Consider the following 25,027-nt stretch of genomic DNA (forward strand, 5'->3'; position numbering starts at 1 on the left):
TAAAAAGTTGACGTTTAAGAATGCTCCTCTAATCTTTAGCAAGTCTAAAAATGGTATCAATGATAGCCAAAATTAATTTAATGATGCCTTATCATTGGATTAAAGCTAAATCATGCTAAACCACACAAATATAACTTTTAAGTCTGATTCAATTTTGCTTTAGCTAATGGGTCATTCTGAGCTAAGTTTTGGAGCAAATACTGCTACTTTAATAGACAAACTCTTTAACCCACAAGCTAGATTTTGTCTGAAATATTTAGGCTTTAAAGCGTATTTTTAGGTTTTCCAGTTGCCAGCAGCGCTGAATCTCTCAGGAAGTGAGCAGCTTTTGGCAGTTTAAGCTTGCCGCGTCTGGTTGTGGAGCGGAGCCAATTTAGAAAGTATTGCCTTGTTTTATGGCTCTATATCAGCTAAAGGTGATGCGCTAATGAGTCGCGAAGGCTGACTTCTGAAGCAAACGGGGCACAGTTCGCCAAACTTGCTGTAATAGATGAAGCTGACGGCTGTTGGTTCGCAATTGATCAATTTCTGTTTGTAGCTGGCGGCTGATTTGTATCCAATCAAAATCGGCGATCGCACGGGCTTTTCCTTGCTGCCCTAAGCGACAACGGAGCGTATCATCACCGAGTAGCCGACTAATCGCCATCGCAATGGCTTGAGGATCAAACGGATCAACGAGAAGGCCCGTTTCTCCTTCGACTACCGCATCCGGTACACCGCCACTGCGTCCCGCCACTACAGCTAAGCCACAGGTATTGGCTTCGAGATAGACAATGCCAAATCCTTCTACCTCGTGGCTACCGACAGGCTGACGGCTAACCATGACAAAGATATCGGCTAAAGCGTAGTAGGTGGGCAAATCTTCGTTTGTGACCTCACCTACAAATCTGACCGATTTCGACAAATCCAAGCTTTGCACTAGCGCTTCTAAGGGGGCACGCGCTGGGCCATCTCCCACTATCAAATAAACCGTGTCTGGATGTTGCTTCAGGATGTCAGGGAGCGCTTTGATCACCTGATCATGGCCTTTACGCTCAATTAGCCGTCCCACTGTTATCAAAATTGAACCCTTGCTGAGGCCATGTTGCTGGCGTAGGGCTTGTAGATGGCTCGGATTAGGAGCGGCCTGCCATTGGTTAGGGTCAATGCCGGGATGAATCACGACTCGCTGGGAGGGAGCGATCCCTAGCTGAGCGACCAAATCACTGGTATAGTGACTATTTGAGATAACTAAGTCAGCTTCAGCCAAAACCAGATTCATCAGCCGAGCGCTTTTGGCATCAGCCTGATATTCTAAGACTTCTTTGCCGTGGGTATAAACCACATAAGGAATGCCCAGGGTCTGCTTCAGCCACCAGCCAGTCAAACCATCCGGTAAAACCAAACCGCAGTGAACTAAATCTATCTGGTGCTGTCGCACCAAAGGTAGCAACGTCCGAAACCAGCGCCAACGTCCGGGTCGTCCCCAGCAGGGCCACAACTGGCTGAGTTTGTCTACCCGATAGACAGGCAGCGGGTAATGAGCATCGTGCTGCAGCCAGTCACCTAAGTGGTCGGGGGTGAGCACAATGGTTTTTTCTTGCGGCAGGTTGGTAAACAGATAATGATAATAGTTTTCGCGACCTCCTACACGCGGTAAGAAGGTATTAGTTAGCAGTAAAGAGGTCATAACAAAAACCTGAGGCTAGCTGTCTGCGTTGAATGTTAAGAGCAGACCATCTTGTCTCAAGATGCCCAAAGACAGCTAACCCTCACAGTTTGATTATTGGCGGGCGATCGCACTTTTTCCATTGCTATAGCCGCTGATTTGGGCTTGAGTAACGTACCCAGCCCAAAGCGGTATTACGGCGTCACCAGGTAAGGGGATGAAACGCTTTCTAATTCGCCTGAATAAACCAAAGCCTGGTTCAAAATTGCCGCAACTTCAGCCCGTGAAGCGTCTTGATTGGGTTCTAATACGGCGGTATTGGGATGGTTGACAATTAGCCCTGCCTCTAATGCCGCAGCCATTTGCCCAACAGCCCAATTGGGAATAGCATCTGCATCACTAAAGGTAGAAGCTAAAATCGCTTCGGCATCATCAGGAGCTTCTAGCCCAAGACCGCTGGCGATCGCGGCTAAAACCTGAACCCGTGGAACCGATTGCTCTGGCTGAAACGTATTTTCAGGGTAGCCCTTCATAAAGCCAGACTCAACGGCCTGATTGATCGTTTGAGCTGCCCAGTAATCGGCTGGGATATCACTAAAAGCGATCGCCTCTTGACGAGACGAAGCAGCAAAGGCATTGGTAATTTGAGTGGCGAGTTCAGCGCGGGTAACGGGCTGTTCAGGCCGAAAAGTACCATTGGTAAATCCAGAAATGATCTGGCGAGAGCTAAGGCGATCAATAAAAGCTGCCGCCCAGTACCCTTCCGGGACATCGCTAAACTCAAGCGGTTCTGAAACTTCCCGTTCAACACCATTGCGCTGTGCGGGCAAGGGCGGTGGGGTTCTATCGGTGGCAGCCGTATTGGCATCAAAGGTATCGGTCGGTTGGGCGATGATTGTTGTTTGGTTTTCTATTTCTGCTTCTGCTTCATCGTCAATCACATTGCTTTGTCGCCCTAAATTACCTAACTGAGCTGGAAAAAGTCCAAAAGGGCGATCGCCTGTTGCTGGCCCTATTGCGGTAGGATCGTCCATGTCTCGATTGTTCAAGGCATCGTTGGCTGCTTCCCGCTCTCGTAAGGCTGAATCAGCTTCAGAGGGGGTTGCATCAGAAGGTTGAGTTTGAAAGCCTTCTACCAAGCTAAATTGCGTACCCCGACGAGACAAGCCAAAGAGTAAGATGAGTCCAACTGTCAGCAGGGAAATGACGACGGCTAACAGTTCGTCAAAGTCTAGCGGAGAGCGATTAGAGGGAGGTTCTTGGGGAGAATGTGACACGGCTGATTTGCTATGAGCGCAACAGTTTTTGTGTCCTCATCTTACCTAAACTGCGCATAGACGCTATCTTTCTCTGTTCAAGAATCTATCTAGCGTATGAGTCGAAGCCAATGGTTTGCTGCTGTCACTGTGACTGCTTGCAGTGCGGTAGCGCTAAATGTATTGTTTCGGGGTCAACAGCCACACCTTGTTGCTGCAGCAGAGCGTCTAGCGGCTGAAATATCGCCTTTAGAAAACACTTTTCGCCGACATTTGAGCCGTACGCCTCTATTAGTCAGCCGTCCTGTTTACTTACTGGCTCATGCAACTGCTGAAAAATTTGACTCCCTGGCAGAACCCCTGAGCCAGTCTGAGATAACCCTGGCTGGGGTAGGGCCACTAAAAATAGGTATGGCTTTGTCAGAAGTGGCTGAGTTTACGGCAGCACCGCTTATTCCAACTGTAGAATCGAACTCTAGTTGTCAATATTTTCGGCTGCAACAGGCGAACGTAGACTTGGGGCTGATGGTGGTAGAAGATGCCATCATTCGAATTGATGTTTGGGCAGGTGCCCAACTAAAGACCCCAAGTGGTGCCCATTTAGGAGCAACCGCAGCGGACATCCAAGAAATTTATCCCAGCCAAATTGAAGTGAGCGATCGCCCCTTAGGTGGCCAGTATCTGACCCTGGTGCCTCAGACAGAAAGTGAACGATTATTTCGTTTGGTCTTCGAGACAGACGCAAGTGGCAAAGTTGTACAGGTGAGGACAGGGCAGTTTCCGGCGGTGACCTGGCCCGGAAGTTGTAGCTAGCGTTAACCGCTTGTTCACGATAGTCTGCTATCGTTCCTGATCAGTTTGTTTGCTGCTTTTAGAGGAAAGCTCATGCCGAATCGTCTTGCTCAGTCTAAAAGCCTCTATCTGCGTAAACACGCTGAAAATCCGGTTGACTGGTGGCCTTGGTGTGATCAGGCACTGGCTAAAGCGGCTACAGAAAATAAACCCATCTTTTTATCGATCGGCTACTCTAGCTGCCACTGGTGTACGGTCATGGAAGGCGAGGCTTTTTCTAACCAGGCGATCGCTGACTATCTCAACACTTACTTTGTGCCCATTAAAGTTGACCGAGAAGAGCGGCCCGATCTTGACAGTCTCTATATGCAAGCGCTACAGCTAATGACTGGACAAGGCGGCTGGCCGTTAAATGTGTTTCTTTCTGCCAGCGATCGCGTTCCTTTCTATGGCGGCACCTACTTTCCAGTTGAGCCAAGATATGGCAGACCGGGTTTTTTGCAAGTATTACAAGCGCTGCACCAGTTCTATACAACCCGCCACGCTGACGTCGAAACTGTCAAATCAGAAATTCTCAATAGCTTGCAGGGTTCGGCTGGGCAGTTGCCTACGGCAACCCTGTCAGTAGAAGCGTTACAAACCGGACTGATGGCCAATGTACGCTTGCTAATGCCCACACCGGGTAACAGCTTTCCTATGATTCCGCAGGCTTTGGCAGCCTTGCACGCCATCCGGTTTGAAACTGCTGAGGTCAATCAAGAAGCAGCTCAAGTCTGCCAGCAGCGAGGGCTAGATTTAGCTTTAGGCGGCATTTATGACCATGTGGCAGGGGGCTTCCATCGCTACACGGTTGATGCCACCTGGACGGTACCTCACTTTGAAAAAATGCTCTACGACAATGGCCAAATTGTGGAGTATTTAGCCGAACTCTGGAGCGCTGGCTTTCAAGAGCCTGCTTTTGAACGGGCGATCGCGGGTACAGTGCAGTGGCTTCAGCGTGAAATGATGGCTCCTGAAGGCTATTTTTATGCTGCTCAAGATGCAGATAGCTTTGTATCTTCTACAGCCGTCGAACCCGAAGAAGGCGCTTTTTATGTTTGGTCTTACGCAGATTTGCAAGCTGGCTTGAGTACCGCAGAACTCCAGCAGCTAGTTGCACACTTTACGGTTTCCGAGGAGGGTAACTTTGAGGGGGCTAATGTGTTGCAGCGGCGTCAGCCTGGAAGCTTGAGTGAAACGGTTGAACAGATTTTGGCAAAACTGTTTACTCAGCGCTACGGTACCTCACCTGCTGAACTTGCTACCTTCTCTAGCGCTCAAGACAATCAAAAAGCAAAGTCTACTGCCTGGTTGGGGCGAATTCCCCCCGTGACCGATACCAAAATGATTGTCACCTGGAATAGTTTGATGATTTCAGGGCTAGCCAGAGCCGCAGCGGTATTTCAGCAAGCCACCTATCTAAAACTGGCCGCTCAAGCTGCTCAGTTTATCTTGCAGCATCAGTGGTTGGACGGCAGGCTGCACCGTCTCAACTACGCCGGAGAAGCTGCTTTGCCAGCCCAATCTGAAGATTATGCCTGCCTGATCAAAGCCCTGCTTGACCTCCAGCAGGCTCAGTTAGCCTTTACCGATTGTTTAAGTGAGACTGACTGGTTAGCGGCTGCCATTGATGTGCAAACTGAGTTTGACCAGTGGTTTTGGAGCTTAGAGCTAGGCGGCTATCAAAACACGGCTCAAGACGCTAGCGAAAGTCTGTTGGTACGCGAACGCGCCTATCAAGACAGTGCCACCCCAGCGGCCAATGGGGTAGCGTTGAACAATCTGGTGCGGTTAGCTTTGCTCAGTGAAGATTTAAGCTATTTAGATCGGGCTGAAAAAGGTCTACACGCCTTTAGCGCTGCTATGACCCAAGCGCCCCGGGCTTGCCCCAGTCTATTAAGAGGGCTAGATAGTTACTATCATCCGGTTTTAGTGCGTTCAGAAGCGCAGATCCTGCGATCGCTGCTGAGCGAATTTTGGCCCACTAGCGTTTACAAACTTGAAACTCAGCTACCTCAGGCTAGCGTCGGCCTTGTCTGTCAGGGATTGACCTGTCAGGCTCCGGCAACCAGTCTGGCAGAACTCAAACAGCAACTAACTGCCAGCAGTTTCACTGCCGCCACCGGATGGCAGTCGGCAAGCCGTCCGTTCTAAGGTTGGATAGTTTGTTCTAGGGCGATTTTAAGATCATCCGTCAGTTGAGCAACCGCCTGACGAGCAGATCGAGAGCCCGCTTGGTAGCTAGGCCAGCGATCGCTGACTGACATTGGCTCACCGATGGTCATTTGTACCCAGCGATCGCCCAAGCGAGGTCGTTTGGGCAGTTTGTCTCCGCGAATGCGAGCCAGCACGTCAAACATCAACAAAGTAGTTTCTGCCATCCGTTCAAACGATGGCTTTTCAGCTACATACCGCCCCGTAACGGCAACGACGCTTTCTACCAAACGCATGTGCAACAACCGCAGGCTGGCCTCTTCTGCCATCCAATCTGCTAAGCCACGCTCTAATTTTGACAGGGTTGGCAAATCGTCGATGTCTTCTCGGTAGATATGCGTCCAGCCTACCTCTTCCAAACGACGGCAGCGATCCACCTGATTGCCGCGAGGTCGAATGTTAAAGTAGTCTTCTGCCACTGCAAGGGCGACTTCACGTAATCGGTCTAAGCGATCAGCCAATAGCCCAAGCGACTCAGTAGCAGCCGGCAGCTTTACAGTCGCCCAGCTACGAGGATAAAACCGCTGATAAAACTGTTCTAGCTGAGTTAGCAAATGTTCGCCTAGGTGCAAAAGCCGCTGATAGCAGCGATCGCTAGCTTGAGTGTTACTGAGTGGAGCAGGAGAGCTAAGGCCGCTGTCCCCTTCTAATTGGCTGAGGAGTTGGCTGAGGCGCTGCCAGTTAGCCTGCTCATAACGATAGCGAATGCCAACGGGTACAATCACAACCGTCTCAGGACGGTGCGCTTTTTGCAAATCCTCTACACACCAAAAACCAAGTTGTGCCACCCCCGGCTCTAGCGGCCCCAACTGCTCACTGTGACCATTGGTTGCCCCCTCCGGAGCCACAACCAGCGGAAACTGCCCGTTGACCATGAGCTGACGAGCAGCCCGCAATCCCGTCCAGTCAGGCCGTCGCCCCCGGTGAATCGGAACTCCACCCAGCCGTGACAAGAGCCAACCTAACCAATTCCCCCCCCAAAGGGTCATGCCCCGTTCATAAACAAAATGGACGTGGAGGGGTTGTTGTAAGTAAACGCCCTGCCGTTGCGCTGCTTGCGGCAAGGCGCGAGACAGCAAATAAAGCCCACACAGCGGATCGTCAATTTCTGCATGACGACAAGCCAGTAAGCAGCGAATTTTTCCCGATTGAAACTGCTGAAACAAATTCACTAGCGTTTCAACCTGCTCAACCTCTACCCGTGAAATACCCGCTGGCAGCCAAGAACGCAAGCGCAGCCGCATCACCAAAGGCAAAGCTCCATAAACCAGTCTGAGCACCCACGGATTAAACGCAGGCGGAATGAAGCGAAGCTTGGGCTGAACCTGACGAATAGATTGCGGCAATCTGAATCTCCAAAGTTGAATACAGGATTTGAAAGCTTAATGTTTTGCTGATGGGGGCGTCAGGCCACTTTGATTAAGCCGCTGATTGAGCTGAAAAATGACTTCAAAATCGGCTTCAGGCAGAAAGGCATTATCAGGGGCAGCGGGCAAACCGGGCTTTTCTAAAAAGTCGAAGGCTCGCCGAAACTGCACTGGACTGGCTGGCACCGGACAGTCTAAATGACAGGGAATAACTTGATAAAACGGCCACTGGGCAACGGCATCTGCCCAATTCAAAACGGTTTCGGGCCCTCGATTAAAAATGAGCGCTTGCAAAATGGGCGCAACAAACAACCGTCCTTGACCGCGCAACGTTTCAAAACACTGTGGCCAGCCAGCCCGCCAGCGAAAGGGATACAGGCCGAAATAGGCTTTTTTAGAGCGATCGGGTGCAGTGAAAACATTGCGTAAGCTTTGCCCAATACTGACCACATCTAAAACACTAGGACGAAAATAAAAGGCGAACAAAGCAATGCGATGCCAGCCCTTAATCCGGTTCGTGGGAGTATCGACGATCGCCTCGTTGGCATCATCACGGGCATGAAAGAGCAACGGATAAGGATCAGCTTGTAGAATAGCTGGCGGATCGTGGGGAATAGACATCACCGCATCGGTAATCAAAAGCGTTTGCGATCGCCGATGGAAAAAAGCCGCCTCTGCATAAGGTCCCAAATTCAGATTAATTGGCCCTAAGAGGGCATAGTCAAATTCGTCACTAAAGGGGGCTTGCGTGCTGTCAAGCGGCAGAAAGACAGTGCGTTTCAACGGTAGCCCTAACCAGTTGAGCGGCAAATTGAAGGGAAAGCTCCACTGATTAGGCGTCACAAAAACCTGAGCAAAAGGAAAACGACGAGCAAACGGCCCTACAAATACTTTGTGCTCCACCGCAGAAACCGTGGGCAAAATGATGTATTTAACCTGACCGTGGGCTGCCTCCAGTTCGCGCATCAGCCGGATACACTCTGGCGTTGGAGCAATAGGCGCATAAACCAATAGCCCCCCTGCCGCCAATCTAACCACCGTCATCCGAATGGGCACAACAACATAAAAAATGCCCTGGCATTGATCGAATGTCCAGATCGTTTCTTTAACAACTTCTTGACGTAGCGTTCGCCGCTGGCCGTAAGGATAGAGCGGAACAGCAGGCCAAAAAGGCCAAGACCAATCTGCCGCCAACGCTGACTGGGGCTGTACTGCCGAACCGCCTCTCATGGATTGCCTCAAAACTTTCACCAGAAGCTTATTGTAGGCTACTGGGAAATATCCTCAAACGCTAAAGGCGCTTAAACTTAACGACGACCAGGATAGCGATGGAGCAGACTAAAAAAGAGTTGGGAGTTGAAGCTGCGCGGATCAATCCGATTGCCGGATCGATCTACAGCCCGATGAGTTGTAATTCGACTGTCTGGGATGCTGCTGCGGGCGATGAGCCAAGCAAGAGACTCGTACTGGGCTTGCGTATAACCGCTATGGCTGCGGCCATTTCCCCGGCCATCTGGAGGGGTTTCTAACGAGACATGGTAAGCAAAGTTGTTAACTGAGGCGGGAAACGCCGGATTAGTCAGCACGGCCTCTGGGCCATTTGGGCCATCAAAAACAGAATTACCTGCACCAAAAGCTCGTTTTTCGGGCGGGACAATGTAGATAACGGTACCGTCTCGATCAATTAAGGTATGGTAGCTAACTTGGTCGTCATCCCTGGGGTGAGGCGTTTGAAACAAATTAATAGCGCTGCGGGCAGAGCCAACTGTTTCGTGAATGACCGCAATAAATTCGTTATAAACGGGGCGACCATAGGCATCCGTAGCATAGCGATCGCCATAGTTAGTGGGATCTGCCAAGGCCATTTCTTCTCGTGGCTGATAGTTAGGCGCATTTTGAGCGATTTCAGGAGGCGTTTCAACCTGAAAATCTTGAGGGGCTTCTGGACTGGCTATTGGCGTTAAAGCGGCACTGGCAGAGCGCTCCATCAGAGGCAGCCCAGTGACTTCTTCAATTGGCTGTAGCTGATTAAATGCAGGCGATCGCACAATACCCACTGTAGCGATACAAAAAACCAGAAAGCTTAGACCCCAGACCCACAATTGTCGTCTCATAGCGCCCTAAATTGAGTCGTAGACTATAAAGATTTATAACTTAAATTTTCGCTATCTGCCTGGGGTTCTGTCAGAGATTTTGGGAGTGTCCCTGCTTAAGATCAACACTACTCACCGCTGAAGCAGCTCTGCTAAGAAGACCAGCGATCGAGGGCACGCTTACCGCCCCAGCGGGTCACAATCTCGTCGTCAAAGCTATCTGCCAGTTCAATCACGGTTGTGACTGAGTGCTTTAGCTCATCGCGATCGCAGGTTGAACCCAACAAACTGTGTTCAAAAACAATGTCATTTTCGCTGTCAAGAGCAAATCGGCCAAAATAGATACCGTTATTTTCTCGCAACAGATAGTAGGTTAAGTCTGGAGTGATTTCGATATCAGTCACCACATAGGAGCGTGTGGTCACCAGCGCTTCGTCTTCATGCCAAGCAATAACGCGAGTTGAAGCAACAGCCGACCCTAAGTTAATAATGAAAAGGGGTTCGTCTTCGAACGTAACGACTGAGCCGTCAAATAGTTCATGCATCCAAGGGGTAATACGCTCATAGCAAATTTTCTGAGCGGCTGTTTTGAACTCCATGCGGTTTCGCATCCTTGATGGGCAACTCCAATTGTCTCATTTCTCTTATAGGTATCAATTGTATTGAGGCAAATTCCAGGTAAAGCAAACCAGCAATTGCTAGAGTAGGCTGATTTCAAACAAAAACCTTTTGCTCGCTGACAGCAGCGACTCAATGCAATTTGTCATCATAGTAGAGTTCAAAGTCCTGCCCTTTGCCAGGGATAGTTACGATGTCAGAAACGTTTTCAAATGCTGATTCAGACAATTCTGTTGTCAATCACTCTGCTGAGGCCAAAACGCTAGAAACTGAACTGACGCAGGCCGTCGAGAGCTTTTCTGATTTACAAACTGAGTTGAACTATCAGCAAGCTCAGCAAGCGCTAAGAGACTTGGTTAATCGCTTAGATTTGACCCCCCGTGAACGGACAGGCTTAGAAGAACAAATTAGCAGTCTCAATGGTCTGCTCGATAAACTGGAAAATACCGTCGTTCACATTGCTGTTTTTGGCATGGTGGGGCGAGGGAAGTCGTCGCTGCTCAACGCCCTAGTGGGGCAGCCTGTTTTTGAAACGGGGCCAACTCATGGCGTAACTCGGCAGGTTGAAAGCGTTGCTTGGCAAGTGAGTCAAGAGGCGATCGCCGATGCTGAAAGCCAACCGATTTTGCGAGTCGCGCTGCAGGGCTTGGGTAATTCGCGCGTTGAGCTAATTGACACCCCCGGTATTGATGAGGTTAATGGGGCCGCAAGGGCAGCTTTGGCTCAGCGGGTGGCTCATCAAGCTGATTTAATTTTGTTTCTGGTTGCGGGGGATATTACCCGAGTTGAATTTGAAGCTTTACTTCAACTGCGGCAGGCCAGCAAGCCCATACTGCTGATATTTAACAAAATTGATCAATATCCAGAGGCTGATCGCCAGTTGATCTACAAAAAACTGCGAGACGAGCGATTGCGCGATTTAATTTCACCTGATGAAATTGTTCTGACAGCCGCCGCTCCCTTAATCGCGATCGCCACTCGTACAGCAGAAGGTCGCTTACAGCCACGCCTAGAGCGAGGACAGCCACAAGTAGAGACGCTTAAGCTCAAGATTTTAGAAATTTTGCACCGTGAAGGTAAGGCCCTCGTTGCCCTCAACACACTGCTCTATGCCAACGAGGTTAATGAGCAACTCGTTAGCCGCAAATTGCAGATTCGCGATCGCGTGGCTGATGACACCATCTGGAACGGAGTAATGACCAAGGCGATCGCAGTAGCGCTAAATCCGATTACCGTCGCAGACTTACTGAGCGGTGCTGTGATTGATGTGGCAATGACGTTAACCCTGTCTCGCCTTTACGGTATTGCCATGACCCAGCAAGGCGCATTCAATTTGCTGCAAAAAGTTGCCTTGGGGCTGGGCGGCATTGGCGTTAGCGAACTTCTAGTAACGTTTGGACTGAGTTCACTCAAATCAATTTTAAGCGCTTCTGCCCTGGCAACTGGGGGACTTTCGCTAGCACCCTACCTACCTGTGGCTATTACCCAGGCATCTGTGGCTGGCGTTTCCACCTATAGCATTGGTCAGGTTATCAAAGCGTACCTAGCCAACGGAGGTTCCTGGGGAGCAGATGGGCCTAAGGTTTTAGTCAACAATATTTTAGAGTCTTTAGATGAAAAGTCGATTCTGAACCGCATCAAAGCAGAGCTACGAGCTAAGTTAGAAACTTCTGACTTGCCGTAACCACCTCTGGCAGCAGCTGTCGCTAATGTTAAAAGGCTGAGGGAAAGCTTTTCTGTCGCGTTGCGCGACCGTAAAACGCCTCTACCCCATCCATCGCTTATTCTTCTTCGCCCAAGCGCAGCCGATTCCAAAAGCGAGGCTTGCGCTGAACGGGTATTGGGAGATTGAGCGTGGTGTGAAAGTCTTCTTGAACTTTATGGGTCAGCCGATTAGAAACTTGGCGGACGATTTGATTCAAAACGCGATCGCCTGTAGCTTTTACCATTGAACGGGGCAACGCCTGGATAAATCGAGGAAACTGCAAGTCAACCAACAGTTTGAGTTCCCACTTAACCTGGGTGGTTGCACCCGCTTCCTCTCCTTCGGCTAACTGCATCGCGGCCTGAAAATCGACGCTGTAGCCCTGGGGTTCGTAGCCCGGAATTGGAATGGTTTGAATTCGATAAACACCTCGTTCTTGAGGCAAAAGATGTAAACCAATTTTAGGCTCGACTTCGTAGTCTAAAGCACCGAAACGGCCTACGGTGAGCGCGTAGCCATTGTCCCCCAGTGCATCTGCCTGCATGGGGTGCGCACAGCGCCGAAACCAACCTTGATGCGCATCCAAATATTGAGCCACTGTCTCAGCATCGGCAGACATCAGCATGTGGCCGACATAGTGACCTTGAAACTGCAGGGGGGCTGAACTTTTCAGAACGAGTTCCTCTCCGGCTGCGTCTGTGCGATCAATGAGTCCCGATACCGCATCGAGAATCTGCTCAGAGAATTCAGGTGAATGGCGCTTTGTAGATGGAGACTGCATAGATGCTATAACGGGTTTGCTTATGCTGATAAAATTTGGCAGATGTCCAGGTGAGCTTATTTCTTCTTCAGCCTAAACCATGCATTTTACGCTGATATTTTGGAAATGGGGGAAATGCAGATTTTGGCGATCTGGTCTGCCCTAGGTTTCCCAGTTGGTTCAGCATAGCGTAGGAAATTTTTGAGTCACCATCGTTGATACACGGAGAAATCACTACTCTGTTTCCTCAACTTACCGGGCTTTTAGCTAGCTATGACATAGCCTACGAGGGGCATAGACTTGCTTTAACAAAATTTTGGATTACAAAAATGCAGCCCAGGCTACACTTCCCCCTTCTGATTGAAGTTTTCGGTAGACTCTTCAGGTTTACTAATTAATGAGACGGGCAAATTCAGTAATTTTTCGATTAGGAGGCGAGCAGCGATGAAAGTTTTGGTGGCAGGTGCTACAGGAGAAACAGGCAGACGTATCGTACAAACGTTGAGCGATCGCCAAATTGCTGTCAAAGCACTGGTGCGGGATGCTGATAAGGCTAGGCAAATTTTGCCCACTGGGGTTGAGGTAGCTATTGGGGACGTGCTCAAACCAGAAACGCTGCGTTCGGCTTTGGCAGACTGTACAGCTATTATTTCTGCGACTGGCGCTAGCCCTAGCCTAGATCCTACAGGCCCTTATAAAGTGGACTATGAAGGCACCAAAAATCTGATTGATTCAGGTAAAGCTCAGGGCATTGAACGCTTCGTGATGGTATCTTCTCTGTGTACATCTAAGTTTTTCCATCCACTCAACCTGTTTTGGCTGATTTTGTACTGGAAAAAACAGGCCGAAGAATATCTACAGCAAAGTGGTCTGGCTTACACTATTGTGCGTCCTGGTGGGCTACGCAATGAAAATGATGAGCGGCCTTTAGTGATGGAAGGGGCAGATTCTTTATTTGAAGGCAATATCCCGCGTCAAAAGGTTGCTGAAGTTTGTGTCGAAGCGTTGTTTCAGCCAGAGGCTAGTCACAAAATCGTGGAAATTGTGGCTCAAGAAGATGCAGAGCCGCGATCGCTTGAAAGCCTCTTTACCAGCGTGGCGTAAAGTGACCTGAACCAAGACGGCAGATAGGCAAGCAAGTTTGTTTGAGGCTGCTTGACCTTTGCAATCGCGATTTAAGGTATCGCTATAGCCATAAACGTTGGAACACGGGTGGCTACAGCGATACTTCATCACAAAACACCTGATAAAACCGATGCTTGGCTGGCCCCTCGGTAAGTCCGTAAACCTCGCGCTGACGCCTTAAAACTGGCGACGGGAAAAAACTAGCGTTGCGATCGCTAGTAGCAAAACCGTATACAACAGTGCATACAAAAAATGACTGGCTAGCACTAGCGGTTCAGGAATAAGCTGCATGCCATAGATAGCTTCATTGCGCAGATTGAGCCGCTCTAGGTCAGGCAAAATCAGGTATAAACCATTGGTAATACGCTGAATAGCTGGATTTTCGCTGAGGCGACCTAGCTCGACAATATCTTGACTTAGGTGACCCATCAAGTACACAGCAAAAGCCAGCAACGTTGCCAACAAAGAACTGGTAAAAACTCCAAACAATAGAGCCACCGCTGTCAGCAGCATCATTTCAAAAAACGTAAACAAAATTGCTAGCAGCAAGCTTTCTAGCGGATACTCAATGCCGTTCAGCGCTAGCACGCCAAAAAAAATGGCTGAGAGCAAGCCAATTAACACCGCAATTACAGCCGACAATCCCAAATGCTTGCCGACAATAAATTCTGTGCGACTGACAGGCTTAGAAATCAGCACCAAGACGGTGCGTTTTTCAATCTCTTTGTTAATTAGCCCTGTGCCTACGAAAATAGCAACTACTAGCCCCAGCAAACTAATGCCTGCTAGACCTAAATCTAGGGTGATTTTTCCTTCAGTGCCTGCGGCTATTTCTGGCAGCAAGACTGACGCCGCTAACATAAGTAACGCAAATAGGGCAACCAAATACAGCACGCGATCGCGAATAACTTCTAAAAAAACATTACTCGCAATCACCCAAGTTCTTGCCCAAGTTCTTGTAAGACTCAAAGACTGCCTCCTAAACATGAGACGTTGATTGTTCTCAGCGGATCGCTAACCGCCTGGTTTTTGCCCCCACCCGCTTCGACTAATCCGCTAGCTGAGGCAAAGACGCTCACAGGATGTTTGAAAAGCCAATGGTTGGATTTTAGGCACTCATCGATCTCCCCCAGCCCCCTTAAAAAAGAGCAAATCGGCTCGGAAGTCTCCCTTTTGAAGGGGGATTTAGGGGGATCTAAACCGTTTTGCTACGCAGCAGATATCTCTTCAAACATCCCCTCAGGAATTGATCAATACTAAACTGAATTAACCCAACAGGTACAGCCGTTCACCCTAAGGCGCAGTACTCGACTCTTGTAAGACCAGTTGGCCATCGCGCCCCACCTGATACGCCTCCCCGACATAACCCGTGCGATCGTAAAGAATTTGGTGGATATACCAGTCAAGTTCCTGCTCATCAGTAATGCGATCGGCATAAAACAGTTTCATTTTGGTTTCAATGCCGAGCTGGTCGAGGCGACTATGCAGCACAACATTTCGTCCCTGAAAATATGCCTGACGAGCCACATCGTCTTGCAAGAAGGCGAAAATGACTGAAGCGGGCACTCCTCCCAGGGTAGTTCGCTCGGTCACAAACAGATACCCAAAAATGCTTAATGCGGTCAGCCCCCCTACGCCTAAGGCAAGTAGACTGTTTTTCAAGGTCAGCAAAGGTCGTGTAAAGACATGGTGGCACGCAGGGCAAAAATACTGTTGCCGGCTGAGCGGTGCTTTACCGTGGCGATAAACGGGTCGATGACCACACTTAGAACACTGCATGGTTAGCGATAAGCCGTTAAGCTTCAATATAAAAGGAGGAGAATATGGCTATGTTAGCGATCGCGCCTGCTTCTGCACTATGTATTTGAAGATAATTGACTAGATTTCCACGAAAAAACTCGGAAATTTGCAGAAACTTTAATCTCGAAAATTACCGTAATAACCCTGAGAAGTTTAAGAAGCGAGTACTGTCATCCGCTCCAAGTTTCACAAACGCTAATTTATTTTTAGGATTAGACCTTGCAGTTTAGGGATTTAGATAAAACTTATCAACTCTATGGCACGACAACGCTCAAAGTCTGACCTGCCGACCAAAATATGTCCGGTCTGTCAACGCCCTTTTACCTGGCGCAAAAAATGGGCTGACTGCTGGGACGACGTAAAGTATTGCTCAGAGCGTTGTCGCCGTCGGCGATCTCTGAAGGAATCTTGACAAAGGCTAGTCCCACTCAAAAGGACGATTGCGATCGCCCACGATGGCATAAAACCGTTCTAGCTTGGCTTCATCCAATTCTTGCTTCCAGCGTTGGTCTAACTTAATAGTGAGATCCATCTTGGCGTAGTAATCACCATGAACTTCCTGAGTATTGCTGGGGACTGGCTGGTTACGGTAGCGAGCCATTAAGGCGCGAGCACTCCGACTCCCTGCAATATAATGATGCTCATGCTTCCAATACTCCAACATATCGGATTCAAAAGGCACTGCCAAAAAGGCGCAAACCTTACGCATGATGTTGATGGGGTCTGTAGCTAGCGCTTCATACTGCACCTGCAAACGGCGATGGGTGGGTAAGGTTTCGTACAACTGTTCACACTGATTTAGGTTTGTTAGCCAGCGTTGACTAACCGCTTCAACCGTCATCTGAGGATAAGCCCGCAGGTAAGAGTTCAAAACAGCTCGGCCATCGCGTACGGCATGAATTACATAGGCTTGTAGCGGCCCCCGGCGAAATTCACGGGCATCTAGCCGCCGCGCTACCCAGTCGGGGTACTTGCTAGAGTCAACCAACAAAGTCTTTTGAATCCTATCTGCCAAAAGCGTATAAGGATTGAAGACCGCATCTTGCCCAAGGCGCTCTCTAACCCAGCGCTCTAACTTAAGCGGAACCTGACGATGCAAACGGCGACCGCTCAAGCCCAAAGCTAGCTGCTGAGCATCTACGTGACTAAAGTGATCCGGCCAGAATGTTCCTGTGGGGCAAAAAGCGGCTAAGTCGGGCGTACGTCGATAGATTTCTGGTAGCTTGCTAATTTCTCCCAAAGAAAATCCTTGAGAATGGCTTCCCAACATCAGATCTAACATGGTCGAACCCGAACGACCAATGCCTAAAATAAAAACGACCTTACCTATCGGAGCCATGGCTTTTGCTTAACTTCCCTAGATTAAAAAGACTATGTTGTTTATTTAGAAAATCTCAGCTTTTTCAAAATTCGCTGGGGTAGACTAGGCGGTTTTGGTTTGTAGTAAACAGGCCGACCTGAAAAATCAGGACGCTGATCGGGATTTTTCAAGTAGCGATAGTGCAAGAAAATATCGCGGTAAGGAAAATCAATATTTTCTCCTTCACATAAACGCTTAAAGAACTTAGAGCTGACGCCAATATAGTGTAAATAGGTAAGGCGGGCGCTGTGGTCGTAAAGAATATAGTCTTGGTTAACAAAGTGAGCTGACGTAACCGAGTTTCCTGTTGCTTTGGCAGCAGGCCAATTTAAGGCTAAGTTGTAGACTTTACGCCCAGTTTTCATAACCATGTAATTTAATACAGATTGATTAGGCGCTCCTAAATACAAAACTTCTGAATCACCTTTAGCCAATTCTGTAACTAACCAGGCAAGTTCATCTCGTGAGAAAACACCTTTTTTAGAGGCATAACAGCCAGAACAAAAAATTTCTTTTTCGATGCGCTCTTGAGGGAATAAAGTTTTTAAGCGATCGCTTTTTAAGTTAAAGATATGAGACGGATCTTTAAACTGAAAATCATAAACAGCAAAATCGTTTTGATCAAGGGCGGCAAAGAAAGGTTCGAGTGCCCCCATTACTAAAGTGTCTGCATCTAAGTAGATAAATCGATCAAACGGAGCGACCTGATCAAAGGCACAATAGCGGTGGTTTTCACCTACTCGATAAAAACGAGTTTTAATACCCTGGCTTTGCCAGTCGCCCAAGGCAGTGGGATGAGATTGCCAAACATCGTAGGAAAAATCTTCCCAAAACTGAAACAGATGCGGATCGTTAAGCAACTTTACCTGAGGGCGTTGCTCCAATTCCTGCTTAATCCGGTCTAGCTGGTGATCATAGGCAATCACACAAACGGGATACGCTTTACCCGCGTTGGCTTCAATACTGTTAAGCAGAGCCACTAACTGATCGAAAACCTTGTCGTTAGCTAGGGTATAAATCCCATCTGCCATTAGAAACCGCTCCTTAAATGGGCTGCCTCAACCTTTGAGGAGGTGCCTTCACTGGCTGTAAATAAACGCCAAGCAATGGCTCCGTTCTGTCTTAGACTGCTTATCCATAATGCCCGTGTGCTGGTTTAAGACAACAACCACAGTCGTTACAAGTTGAGCCACAAAGGGTGTTATGGCAAAAGGCAGCTAAAGGCAGAAAGGCGAAGGCAGAAGCAGAAGGAAAACTTTTCTGTCAGCGGCTTTCAGTAACTCGAGTGTCTCACCCCGGATGGCTGCAGCGATTAGCCTCAAAAGAGTGCTTGATACTTGCGTGCCCAAAGCTGCTTGAGTGCCCTCAACGGCGTCAGCACCTCTGAGCCACCACAGCCCATTAAAAAGGCTGTGTTTACAGCGACTTTACTTCTTTTTCTCCCGTTTCTAGCCGCTGCAATAGTTTAAGCGCTGATTGATAAGCTTCTTCTGTCAGTTCACCCCGTTCTTTGGGATCATCGGCTAATCCATCAGCTAAGAGTTGCAAGGCTCCTAATACCGTGTTGAGATGATTGCGAATTTCATAGGAAAATTGATTCAGCCGTTCGCTTTGAGCGGCTTTAATAATTTGCTGAGTAGATTCGTTTAATTGCAGCATATAGAGCCGCTTATAGTAAGTTCCTTCGCGCAAAAGCTGCTCGTGCGTACCTATTTCAACCACTCGTCCTCCCTCCAAAACGGCAATTTGATCTGCATTTTGAATGGTAGAAAGACGGTGAGCAATAACCAGCGTTGTCCGATCGCGCCGCAGGTCATCTAAAGCTTTTTGGACAATCCGCTCGGAGATAGTATCTAGCGCACTAGTCGCTTCATCGAGGATCAAAATGTCAGGATCTTGCACTAAGGCTCGAGCGATCGCCAAACGCTGACGCTGCCCACCTGAAAGCAAAACACCGCGATCGCCAATCACTGTTTCAAATCCCTGAGGCATACGGGCAATAAACTCATAAGCGTTGGCTCGTTTGGCTGCATCTAGCACCTCATCATCCGTTGCTTGTGGACGGGCGTAGATAATATTGTCGCGAATGGAAGCGTTAAACAAAAACGTATCCTGGCTGACAATACCCATGCGACGACGGAGGCTACCAAGTTCAAATTCTTTTAAGTTGCAACCATCAATCGTGATTTTGCCTTGCCCAGGGTCATAAAACCTGGGAAGCAAATCGGCTAAAGTTGATTTACCAGCGCCAGAAGACCCCACCAAAGCCAGGGTAGAACCTTTAGGCAAACGCAAGTCAACATCTTCAATGACTAGCTCATCCGTTTTGGGATATTGAAAGGAAATATGTTCAAAACGTATTTCTTTTTCTATTCTTTCAAAAGGAATCGATCCATTCCTCATAAAAGGTTTATCATCCCGCCGCAAAAAGTCATAAACTACCTCAACACTAGCCGCACTGTTGGAAAATCGACCGCGAGCCGAATTGAGCTGTCCTAAAAAGGGAATTAGCCGCGAGAGTAGAAATATATAGGTCAGCAGAATAGTTGCCAGCGAATCTAAGCGATCAGCAAAAATGGCTCGACCAATAAAAACCATAACAATCAGGGCTAGAATACTGCCAATTTCGTTGATGGGGCCGAGCAAAGCAAAGTTAGCCTGAGACTCAAAGCTAGCTTTTTCTCGCTCAATAATCAGATCTTTAACCCGGTTGAACTCTCTACTTTCATTGGCAGTTGCTCGGACTAAGCGAATGCCGCTTAGCATTTCCAGCACACGGATCGAATAAAATTTTGAAGATTCTGCCAGCCGTTCACCAAATTTTCTGGCTCTAGCGATCGCAGACTGATTCATCACAAAAACGGCTGAAAATATAACCGTTGAAGTTAAAGTCAGCTTCCAAGAAATAGCCAGCAGTAAAACAACGAAAAAAGCAATATTTAGAATTATTCTAGCAATATCGATTAGCGTTTTAATGGCAGAAGCTGTTCGGTTAACCTGATCGTTCAAGCGTTGAATAATATCACCTGAACGCATTTTGAAGTGATAATCTAGATCAACTTCAAGCAAAAGGCTTAAGCCTTCTAATCGAATATCTCTAACTAAGTTGCGAATTAAAATAGCGCTGGACATAGCACTGGCATAATTGGCCAAGTTCTTCAAAACAATGGCAAAAAATACCACAATCAGCATAAAAACAATGCGCTGATTATCAGGAAATCGGTCAAAGAAACTAAAGAAATCAGAAAGCAGGGGTGGCAAACTGCCTGACTGAGTTAAGTCTTGGCCCAAAAATTCAAGCAGTACGGGAATAATTAAAGTTGTCCCTACGCCATTAAAAACAGCTCCCGAAAAGCCTAAAAGAGTCGTTAGTACAATCCAAACAGGATGTCTAAGCGCAAACTTTAACAGTAATTTGTTAGGAGACATCTTCATTCTCTAGTTTAGACCGCTTGTGAGTAAGGCTAGGCTGGATTAATTAACTGTAGACGCCATCTTTTACACGGCAGCAATCATACAAAAAAGATCTTGTCTAACCAGCCTTTTTGGCCATCGAATAGGGTTCAATCAAATCGGAGAGCAAGCTTGCCATTGATTCAATACTGTAATGCTGCAAGCATCGCTGCCTAGCTTGTTGTCCCCGTTGCACAGCCTGATCGAAATTTTGAAAAATCCACTGAATTCTATCAGCTAGTTGTTCCGGCGAATTAGGATCAACTAAGTATCCAGTATCGTCTAAGATTGTGGCAATGTCTCCAACTCGGGTGGCTAAAACTGGCTTAGCCATTGCCATGCCGTCTGTAAGCTTTAAAGGAAACTGAGCTTGTGCTGCCGGGGTGTCTTGCTGGGGTACCACGACTACGTGAGCCGCCGCTACCACTTCGGGCATTTCGGCAGATGGAAAAATAGGAAGTTTAACAATCCAGCGTCGCCAGCGCTGTAGCAGGTGTTCGTCATAGTTATCATAAGGACTGCCCCCCACAATCACCAATCGATAGTCTGGCTGATTGAGGTGATCGAGAGCGGCCAAAATGTCTTCTAGCCCTTTGTAAGGACGAGGGGCACCTGGAAACATTAAAACTCGATAGTTGCTGAGTCCATATTTGCGACGACTCACCTCAGCGTCATAACGCGTTGGATCAAACAAATGAGTGTCTTTGCCATTAGGAACATAAACGCCGCCAAAGCGATCGCGTAGAAACTGTGTATGCAATGTAATGGCATCAGCCCAATGCGTGCAGCTTTCTATCCATCGCAAATACAGGGGGTGATCGGGTTGCCTAAAGGCTCCTTCTGGATTAATCAGATCTCTAGCAACCTGACGGACAGAAAAGGGATATTGCCAGCGATCGCCCCCATGCCAGCTTAGTTCCCAGTCATCAATGTCTAAAAAAACGGGCTTTTGGGTTTTCAGCTTATGCATAAGTGCCAGCCCAAAGCTGCTGGGCTTGAGCTTGTATGCATAAACCAAATCACCTTGTATCTGCCGTAAAAGCTGTTGAGCAGAGCGAAAAAAACGGGGGTAGGTTCCCCCTGGAATTGCTTTAATGGGCAAATCAACTGTCGGGCCACCATCGTCGGCAAATCCCAAAATCTCAACTTGATAGCCTAGTTGCCTCAGCGCTTGTGAGAGCAAAAAAGGTCTGACAGCACCCCCCCACCGACCAGCACCCGTACGCGACAAATCGCTGGCGATGATCGAGATTTTGAAACTATCTACGCCCATTGAGCGATTTCCTGGACGCTGTACATGCGGAAATTTAAGTAAACTACCAGCCATTTGAGAAGACACGCCTTGATGAACTCGCCCTGCTTGCAGGTTAACAAGGCGGCAATTCTAAAGCTAGAGTGCCCAAATCTCCTTTACGAAAATCGGTTAACACTCGACGAGCCGTACGCTCAACGTCTCCTTGGTCATGAACCTGGGCTAGTGCCGCCAAATAAGCTTCTCCGTTCATGTCTGCCATATCTAAGCGGTAGCGGTTGGCAAAAACCTGTTGCGGCACCCAGTGGGGCGATCGCTGCTGGAGTTGATTCACTAAGTCAATAAACTGAGCCGCTACTCGCTGATTGTCATAGGCCGCCGTGCCAATATCATCACAGATGGCCAGCTTAACGGCTGCTTCTTGATCCTTGAGGTGAGCGGGTAGCACCCCTGGTGCATCTAGAAGTTCCAACTCATCGGAGAGGCGAATCCAGCGCAGTTGTCGAGTCACACCAGGCCGTCGCGCACTGGCTACTACCCGCCGCTTTAACAGCCGATTGATCAAAGCTGACTTACCCACATTAGGAAATCCGATCACCACAGCTCGCACCGGACGGGGTTTCATGCCGCGATTGTGGCGACGCTGATTCATCATCTGTCCGGCGGCCTGAGCCGCTTTAGCTACAGCGCTGACGCCCTTACCTTGCTGAGCATCGGTAAAATAGGGCTGCTCTGAGTGAGCCTTAAACCAATCCTGCCAGGCTTGCTGTACTGCTACCGTTACCATATCTTGGCGATTGAGTACCAGCACTTTGCTTTTATTGCCAATCCAGTGATCAATCTGAGGATGGCAGGTGGCCAGCGGAATACGCATATCCCGCACTTCCAAAACTACATCGACTCGCTTAAGCTGCTCGACCAAAGCCTTTTCCGCTTTAGCAATATGGCCGGGATACCACTGAATGGGAGGGGAAGTTGTCATGATAGGCCAAGAGCGAAAAAGCTCTTCTACCTTAGCGAACTACGGCACGACTAAAACAGGGCAGGGCGATAGGTTAATGACTCGGGTTGTAACGCTTTCTGTCTTGGCTTCTTCAATTAAACCAATGCCGCGACACCCCATGACAATCAAGTCGGCATTGATTTCGTCGGCCACATCACAAATTACAAAAGCGGGCTGACCTTCACGCTCCATGGTTTCGCAGTCAAGCCCTTTTTCAGTGAACAGAGCTTTAGCCTGCGTCAGTAAACGAGCCACCGCTTCTGGCGACGTTTGACTGGTGGTTTGCTCGGCTGTGTCGGTGACCGATTCAACAACTGACAAAATAACCAGACGGCTTTGATGTGCTTTTACCAGATCAACCGTAAGGCTGGCCGCTTGCTCGGCTTCTGGACTTAAATCGATGGGAAACAAAATAGTATTAAACATGGCTTCACCAAGGGTGAACTCAGACTCCGGTAAAATGGTATGGATAAGCCTATATACCTACTTTGTAGGTTCCAGGCTCAAAGGGTTCATTGTTCAGACTCTGACATCTAGAGTAGGGCAAGCTTTGCCCTGCTTTTGACTGAGCTGTGCATAACGTAATAAACGCATGTAGGAGGTTTGAAGACTGTGGCGAAGAAGACCGTAGCGAGTTTAACAGCATCTGACGTTTCGGGTAAGCGGGTGTTAGTGCGGGCAGATTTTAACGTCCCTCTCGATGACCAAGGCAATATTACCGACGACACTCGGATCCGGGCAGCATTGCCAACTATTCAAGATCTAACCAACAAGGGCGCTAAAGTCATTTTAACCAGCCATATGGGACGACCCAAGGCCAAGTTTGTAGACAGTATGCGGCTCAATCCTGTGGCGAAGCGGCTTTCGGAGCTGCTCGGACAAGATATTGTTAAGTGTGACGACTGTATTGGTGATGAAGTTGCCAGTGCAGTTAACAGTTTGGCAAATGGGCAGGTAGCGCTGCTAGAAAACGTTCGCTTCTATGAAGGCGAAGAGAAAAACGATCCCGATTTTGCCAAGCAACTGGCTGCTAATGCTGATCTTTACGTCAACGATGCTTTCGGTACTGCTCACCGCGCCCATGCTTCAACTGAAGGGGTTACTCAGTACCTCAGCCCTTCGGTTGCTGGCTATCTAATTGAAAAAGAACTGCAATATCTTCAAAACGCGATTGAAAATCCGCAAAAACCGTTAGCTGCTATTATTGGTGGCTCTAAGGTTTCGAGCAAGATTGGTGTTATTGAAACCTTGCTAGATAAGGTGGATAAGCTGCTGATTGGCGGTGGCATGATTTTCACTTTCTACAAAGCGCGAGGACTCAATGTGGGTAAGTCTTTGGTAGAAGAAGATAAGCTAGAGCTGGCTAAGACTTTAGAAGCAAAAGCGAAAGAGAAGGGGGTCGATTTGCTGTTGCCGACTGATGTTGTTGTCGCCGACAACTTTGCTCCGGATGCCAATGCTCAAACCGTGAGTGTAGAAAATATTCCTGATGGCTGGATGGGGCTAGACATTGGGCCTGACTCAGTAAAAACGTTTCAAGCGGCGCTTTCTACTTGTAAGAGCGTGATTTGGAACGGGCCAATGGGCGTGTTTGAGTTCGACAAGTTTGCTCAAGGAACAGAGGCGATCGCGCGATCGCTGGCCGATTTGACCAAACAAGGTTGCATTACCATCATCGGCGGTGGCGACTCAGTAGCTGCGGTTGAGAAAGTAGGGGTAGCCGATCAAATGAGCCACATCTCGACGGGCGGCGGCGCTAGCCTAGAATTGCTAGAAGGCAAAGAACTACCCGGCATTTCAGCTCTAGATGAAGCGTAGGCAGCCTATTTGCCAATAGTTTGCTCCTCTTAAAAGTTTCCCTAGCGGTTTGACGTGTCAAACCGCTAGGAAATTGGCTTACAGGCTAAGCCCTAATGTTCAAAAATATTGCTGTACTGCAACAGATCTAAATCAATTAGCGTCGGCAGGCAGGCAAAACAGCGCTGGGCTAGTTCCCAACGGCCTTCGCGCTGGAGCATAGCACTCAGTCGCTCTTGCAAATTGTGTAAAAAGCGGACATCGTTGGCTGCGTAGCTGAGCTGATCAGCGGTTAAATTGTCTGGATTGCCCCAGTCTGAACTTTGAGCTGACTTATCTAGTTCGATGTTTTCAAACTCTTTGACCAGTTCCTTCAAACCGTGGCGTGGGCTATAGGTGCGGATCAGTTTGCTAGCAATTTTGGTGCAAAACACAGGGCTGACCTGAATGCCCAGGTGGTACTTGAGAGTGGCTAGATCAAATCGAGCAAAGTGAAATATTTTGAGATTTTCAGGGGCTTCCAGCAGGCGCTTGAGGTTGGGTGCGGTGGTTTGACCGATTTCTACCCGGATAGCCGTTACGACATCTTGAGGGTTGCATAGCTGAATTAAACACAGGCGATCGCGTTGAGGCAAAAGCCCCATTGTTTCGGTATCTACGGCAATTTTGTCGGCTTGTAAATAAAGCTCTAAGCGATCGCTAGGAAGATCGCGATCGTAAACTTGAAACGTTTTGTTATCCATCC

Annotated in this window: 22 protein-coding genes and 1 pseudogene; 6 read left to right on the forward strand and 17 right to left on the reverse strand. The window is 48.5% G+C overall.

All coding sequences use genetic code 11. The features are described 5' to 3' along the window. Nucleotides 1-424: 424 nt before the first annotated feature. Together ACTS3T_RS13370 and ACTS3T_RS13375 are read right to left on the reverse strand one after the other, a co-directional pair. A complete protein-coding gene (locus tag ACTS3T_RS13370) occupies nucleotides 425-1,669 on the reverse strand; it encodes a glycosyltransferase family 4 protein (protein ID WP_462935161.1) in 1,245 nt (414 codons plus the stop codon). Between the two features lie 173 nt (nucleotides 1,670-1,842). Continuing rightward, the gene (locus ACTS3T_RS13375) at nucleotides 1,843-2,925 is read right to left on the reverse strand and encodes an S-layer homology domain-containing protein (RefSeq protein WP_462935162.1); all 1,083 of its coding nucleotides are present in this window, start codon (nucleotides 2,923-2,925) and stop codon (nucleotides 1,843-1,845) included. A gap of 96 nt (nucleotides 2,926-3,021) precedes the next feature. On the opposite strand from ACTS3T_RS13375, the gene ACTS3T_RS13380 reads away from it, so the two are divergent. Together ACTS3T_RS13380 and ACTS3T_RS13385 are read left to right on the forward strand one after the other, a co-directional pair. Then, nucleotides 3,022-3,717 (forward strand): hypothetical protein, encoded by a 696-nt coding sequence (locus ACTS3T_RS13380; protein ID WP_462935163.1) that lies wholly within the window; start codon nucleotides 3,022-3,024, stop codon nucleotides 3,715-3,717. Between the two features lie 72 nt (nucleotides 3,718-3,789). Next, nucleotides 3,790-5,889 (forward strand): thioredoxin domain-containing protein, encoded by a 2,100-nt coding sequence (locus ACTS3T_RS13385; RefSeq protein WP_462935164.1) that lies wholly within the window; start codon nucleotides 3,790-3,792, stop codon nucleotides 5,887-5,889. Here the strand turns inward: ACTS3T_RS13385 and ACTS3T_RS13390 are convergent. The 4 genes from ACTS3T_RS13390 to ACTS3T_RS13405 form a co-directional block, all read right to left on the reverse strand. After that, nucleotides 5,886-7,295: a 1-acyl-sn-glycerol-3-phosphate acyltransferase gene (locus ACTS3T_RS13390; protein WP_462935165.1), complete on the reverse strand. Its 1,410-nt coding sequence runs from the start codon at nucleotides 7,293-7,295 to the stop codon at nucleotides 5,886-5,888. The genes ACTS3T_RS13385 and ACTS3T_RS13390 overlap by 4 nt on opposite strands. A 36-nt stretch (nucleotides 7,296-7,331) precedes the next feature. Then, the gene (locus tag ACTS3T_RS13395; RefSeq protein ID WP_462935166.1) at nucleotides 7,332-8,546 is read right to left on the reverse strand and encodes a DUF4336 domain-containing protein; all 1,215 of its coding nucleotides are present in this window, start codon (nucleotides 8,544-8,546) and stop codon (nucleotides 7,332-7,334) included. A gap of 77 nt (nucleotides 8,547-8,623) precedes the next feature. After that, nucleotides 8,624-9,430 (reverse strand): peptidoglycan recognition protein family protein, encoded by an 807-nt coding sequence (locus ACTS3T_RS13400; RefSeq protein ID WP_462935167.1) that lies wholly within the window; start codon nucleotides 9,428-9,430, stop codon nucleotides 8,624-8,626. Nucleotides 9,431-9,561: 131 nt separating this feature from the next. Then, entirely contained in the window at nucleotides 9,562-10,008 is a 447-nt protein-coding gene (locus ACTS3T_RS13405; RefSeq protein ID WP_462935168.1) for a T3SS (YopN, CesT) and YbjN peptide-binding chaperone 1, read from the reverse strand. Nucleotides 10,009-10,220: 212 nt separating this feature from the next. Between ACTS3T_RS13405 and ACTS3T_RS13410 the strand changes: the two genes are divergently transcribed. Then, complete coding sequence (locus ACTS3T_RS13410) at nucleotides 10,221-11,711, forward strand: GTP-binding protein (RefSeq protein ID WP_462935169.1); 1,491 nt, start codon at nucleotides 10,221-10,223, stop codon at nucleotides 11,709-11,711. Between the two features lie 97 nt (nucleotides 11,712-11,808). On the opposite strand, the gene ACTS3T_RS13415 is transcribed toward ACTS3T_RS13410, so the two are convergent. Continuing rightward, the gene (locus ACTS3T_RS13415; RefSeq protein WP_462935170.1) at nucleotides 11,809-12,513 is read right to left on the reverse strand and encodes a DUF1997 domain-containing protein; all 705 of its coding nucleotides are present in this window, start codon (nucleotides 12,511-12,513) and stop codon (nucleotides 11,809-11,811) included. A gap of 423 nt (nucleotides 12,514-12,936) precedes the next feature. Between ACTS3T_RS13415 and ACTS3T_RS13420 the strand changes: the two genes are divergently transcribed. Then, nucleotides 12,937-13,596 (forward strand): SDR family oxidoreductase, encoded by a 660-nt coding sequence (locus ACTS3T_RS13420; RefSeq protein ID WP_462935171.1) that lies wholly within the window; start codon nucleotides 12,937-12,939, stop codon nucleotides 13,594-13,596. 198 nt (nucleotides 13,597-13,794) lie between these two features. Here the strand turns inward: ACTS3T_RS13420 and ACTS3T_RS13425 are convergent, their stop codons facing one another. From ACTS3T_RS13425 to ACTS3T_RS13435, 3 genes and pseudogenes are all read right to left on the reverse strand, one after another. Then, entirely contained in the window at nucleotides 13,795-14,586 is a 792-nt protein-coding gene (locus tag ACTS3T_RS13425) for an ABC transporter permease (protein ID WP_462935172.1), read from the reverse strand. Nucleotides 14,587-14,910: 324 nt separating this feature from the next. Continuing rightward, entirely contained in the window at nucleotides 14,911-15,210 is a 300-nt protein-coding gene (locus tag ACTS3T_RS13430) for a hypothetical protein (protein WP_462935191.1), read from the reverse strand. A 93-nt stretch (nucleotides 15,211-15,303) separates the two neighbouring features. Beyond that, nucleotides 15,304-15,396, reverse strand: a pseudogene (locus tag ACTS3T_RS13435) (IS1/IS1595 family N-terminal zinc-binding domain-containing protein); the annotation flags it as partial. Nucleotides 15,397-15,673: 277 nt separating this feature from the next. On the opposite strand from ACTS3T_RS13435, the gene ACTS3T_RS13440 reads away from it, so the two are divergent. Further along, entirely contained in the window at nucleotides 15,674-15,829 is a 156-nt protein-coding gene (locus tag ACTS3T_RS13440; RefSeq protein WP_462935173.1) for a DUF2256 domain-containing protein, read from the forward strand. A 6-nt stretch (nucleotides 15,830-15,835) separates the two neighbouring features. On the opposite strand, the gene ACTS3T_RS13445 is transcribed toward ACTS3T_RS13440, so the two are convergent. The 6 genes from ACTS3T_RS13445 to ACTS3T_RS13470 form a co-directional block, all read right to left on the reverse strand. Then, nucleotides 15,836-16,756 (reverse strand): sulfotransferase family protein, encoded by a 921-nt coding sequence (locus ACTS3T_RS13445; RefSeq protein ID WP_462935174.1) that lies wholly within the window; start codon nucleotides 16,754-16,756, stop codon nucleotides 15,836-15,838. Nucleotides 16,757-16,797: 41 nt separating this feature from the next. Then, nucleotides 16,798-17,808: an Npun_R2821/Npun_R2822 family protein gene (locus tag ACTS3T_RS13450; protein ID WP_462935175.1), complete on the reverse strand. Its 1,011-nt coding sequence runs from the start codon at nucleotides 17,806-17,808 to the stop codon at nucleotides 16,798-16,800. 385 nt (nucleotides 17,809-18,193) lie between these two features. After that, nucleotides 18,194-20,206, reverse strand: a complete 2,013-nt coding sequence (locus ACTS3T_RS13455; RefSeq protein WP_462935176.1) for an ABC transporter ATP-binding protein — start codon at nucleotides 20,204-20,206, stop codon at nucleotides 18,194-18,196. A gap of 103 nt (nucleotides 20,207-20,309) precedes the next feature. Then, a complete protein-coding gene (locus ACTS3T_RS13460) occupies nucleotides 20,310-21,503 on the reverse strand; it encodes a glycosyltransferase family 4 protein (protein WP_462935190.1) in 1,194 nt (397 codons plus the stop codon). Between the two features lie 94 nt (nucleotides 21,504-21,597). Continuing rightward, nucleotides 21,598-22,464, reverse strand: coding sequence for a ribosome biogenesis GTPase YlqF (ylqF, locus tag ACTS3T_RS13465; RefSeq protein WP_462935177.1), 867 nt, complete (start codon nucleotides 22,462-22,464; stop codon nucleotides 21,598-21,600). 39 nt (nucleotides 22,465-22,503) lie between these two features. Continuing rightward, nucleotides 22,504-22,911: a universal stress protein gene (locus ACTS3T_RS13470; protein WP_462935178.1), complete on the reverse strand. Its 408-nt coding sequence runs from the start codon at nucleotides 22,909-22,911 to the stop codon at nucleotides 22,504-22,506. 186 nt (nucleotides 22,912-23,097) lie between these two features. Here ACTS3T_RS13470 and ACTS3T_RS13475 point away from each other — a divergent pair, with 186 nt between their 5' ends. Continuing rightward, on the forward strand, nucleotides 23,098-24,303 hold the full coding sequence (locus ACTS3T_RS13475; RefSeq protein WP_462935179.1) for a phosphoglycerate kinase: 1,206 nt from the start codon (nucleotides 23,098-23,100) through the stop codon (nucleotides 24,301-24,303). Between the two features lie 92 nt (nucleotides 24,304-24,395). Here ACTS3T_RS13475 and ACTS3T_RS13480 read toward each other — a convergent pair whose 3' ends face one another. Beyond that, nucleotides 24,396-25,025, reverse strand: a complete 630-nt coding sequence (locus tag ACTS3T_RS13480; protein WP_462935180.1) for a ribonuclease D — start codon at nucleotides 25,023-25,025, stop codon at nucleotides 24,396-24,398. Nucleotides 25,026-25,027: the final 2 nt, after the last annotated feature.

This window comes from Almyronema sp. (assembly GCF_052168255.1).
In the GTDB taxonomy this organism is placed as follows: Bacteria; Cyanobacteriota; Cyanobacteriia; order Phormidesmidales; family Phormidesmidaceae; genus Sphaerothrix; species Sphaerothrix epifaneia.

What these genes read in the sequence shown, in the direction of transcription:
- ACTS3T_RS13370 (WP_462935161.1), bottom strand. Translation starts at nt 1,669, where the DNA reads ATGACCTCTTTACTGCTAACTAATACCTTCTTACCGCGTGTAGGAGGT.
- ACTS3T_RS13380 (WP_462935163.1), top strand. Translation starts at nt 3,022, where the DNA reads ATGAGTCGAAGCCAATGGTTTGCTGCTGTCACTGTGACTGCTTGCAGT.
- ACTS3T_RS13385 (WP_462935164.1), top strand. Translation starts at nt 3,790, where the DNA reads ATGCCGAATCGTCTTGCTCAGTCTAAAAGCCTCTATCTGCGTAAACAC.
- ACTS3T_RS13395 (WP_462935166.1), bottom strand. Translation starts at nt 8,546, where the DNA reads ATGAGAGGCGGTTCGGCAGTACAGCCCCAGTCAGCGTTGGCGGCAGAT.
- ACTS3T_RS13400 (WP_462935167.1), bottom strand. Translation starts at nt 9,430, where the DNA reads ATGAGACGACAATTGTGGGTCTGGGGTCTAAGCTTTCTGGTTTTTTGT.
- ACTS3T_RS13405 (WP_462935168.1), bottom strand. Translation starts at nt 10,008, where the DNA reads ATGGAGTTCAAAACAGCCGCTCAGAAAATTTGCTATGAGCGTATTACC.
- ACTS3T_RS13410 (WP_462935169.1), top strand. Translation starts at nt 10,221, where the DNA reads ATGTCAGAAACGTTTTCAAATGCTGATTCAGACAATTCTGTTGTCAAT.
- ACTS3T_RS13415 (WP_462935170.1), bottom strand. Translation starts at nt 12,513, where the DNA reads ATGCAGTCTCCATCTACAAAGCGCCATTCACCTGAATTCTCTGAGCAG.
- ACTS3T_RS13420 (WP_462935171.1), top strand. Translation starts at nt 12,937, where the DNA reads ATGAAAGTTTTGGTGGCAGGTGCTACAGGAGAAACAGGCAGACGTATC.
- ACTS3T_RS13440 (WP_462935173.1), top strand. Translation starts at nt 15,674, where the DNA reads ATGGCACGACAACGCTCAAAGTCTGACCTGCCGACCAAAATATGTCCG.
- ACTS3T_RS13445 (WP_462935174.1), bottom strand. Translation starts at nt 16,756, where the DNA reads ATGGCTCCGATAGGTAAGGTCGTTTTTATTTTAGGCATTGGTCGTTCG.
- ACTS3T_RS13450 (WP_462935175.1), bottom strand. Translation starts at nt 17,808, where the DNA reads ATGGCAGATGGGATTTATACCCTAGCTAACGACAAGGTTTTCGATCAG.
- ACTS3T_RS13455 (WP_462935176.1), bottom strand. Translation starts at nt 20,206, where the DNA reads ATGTCTCCTAACAAATTACTGTTAAAGTTTGCGCTTAGACATCCTGTT.
- ACTS3T_RS13460 (WP_462935190.1), bottom strand. Translation starts at nt 21,503, where the DNA reads ATGGGCGTAGATAGTTTCAAAATCTCGATCATCGCCAGCGATTTGTCG.
- ylqF (WP_462935177.1), bottom strand. Translation starts at nt 22,464, where the DNA reads ATGACAACTTCCCCTCCCATTCAGTGGTATCCCGGCCATATTGCTAAA.
- ACTS3T_RS13470 (WP_462935178.1), bottom strand. Translation starts at nt 22,911, where the DNA reads ATGTTTAATACTATTTTGTTTCCCATCGATTTAAGTCCAGAAGCCGAG.
- ACTS3T_RS13480 (WP_462935180.1), bottom strand. Translation starts at nt 25,025, where the DNA reads ATGGATAACAAAACGTTTCAAGTTTACGATCGCGATCTTCCTAGCGAT.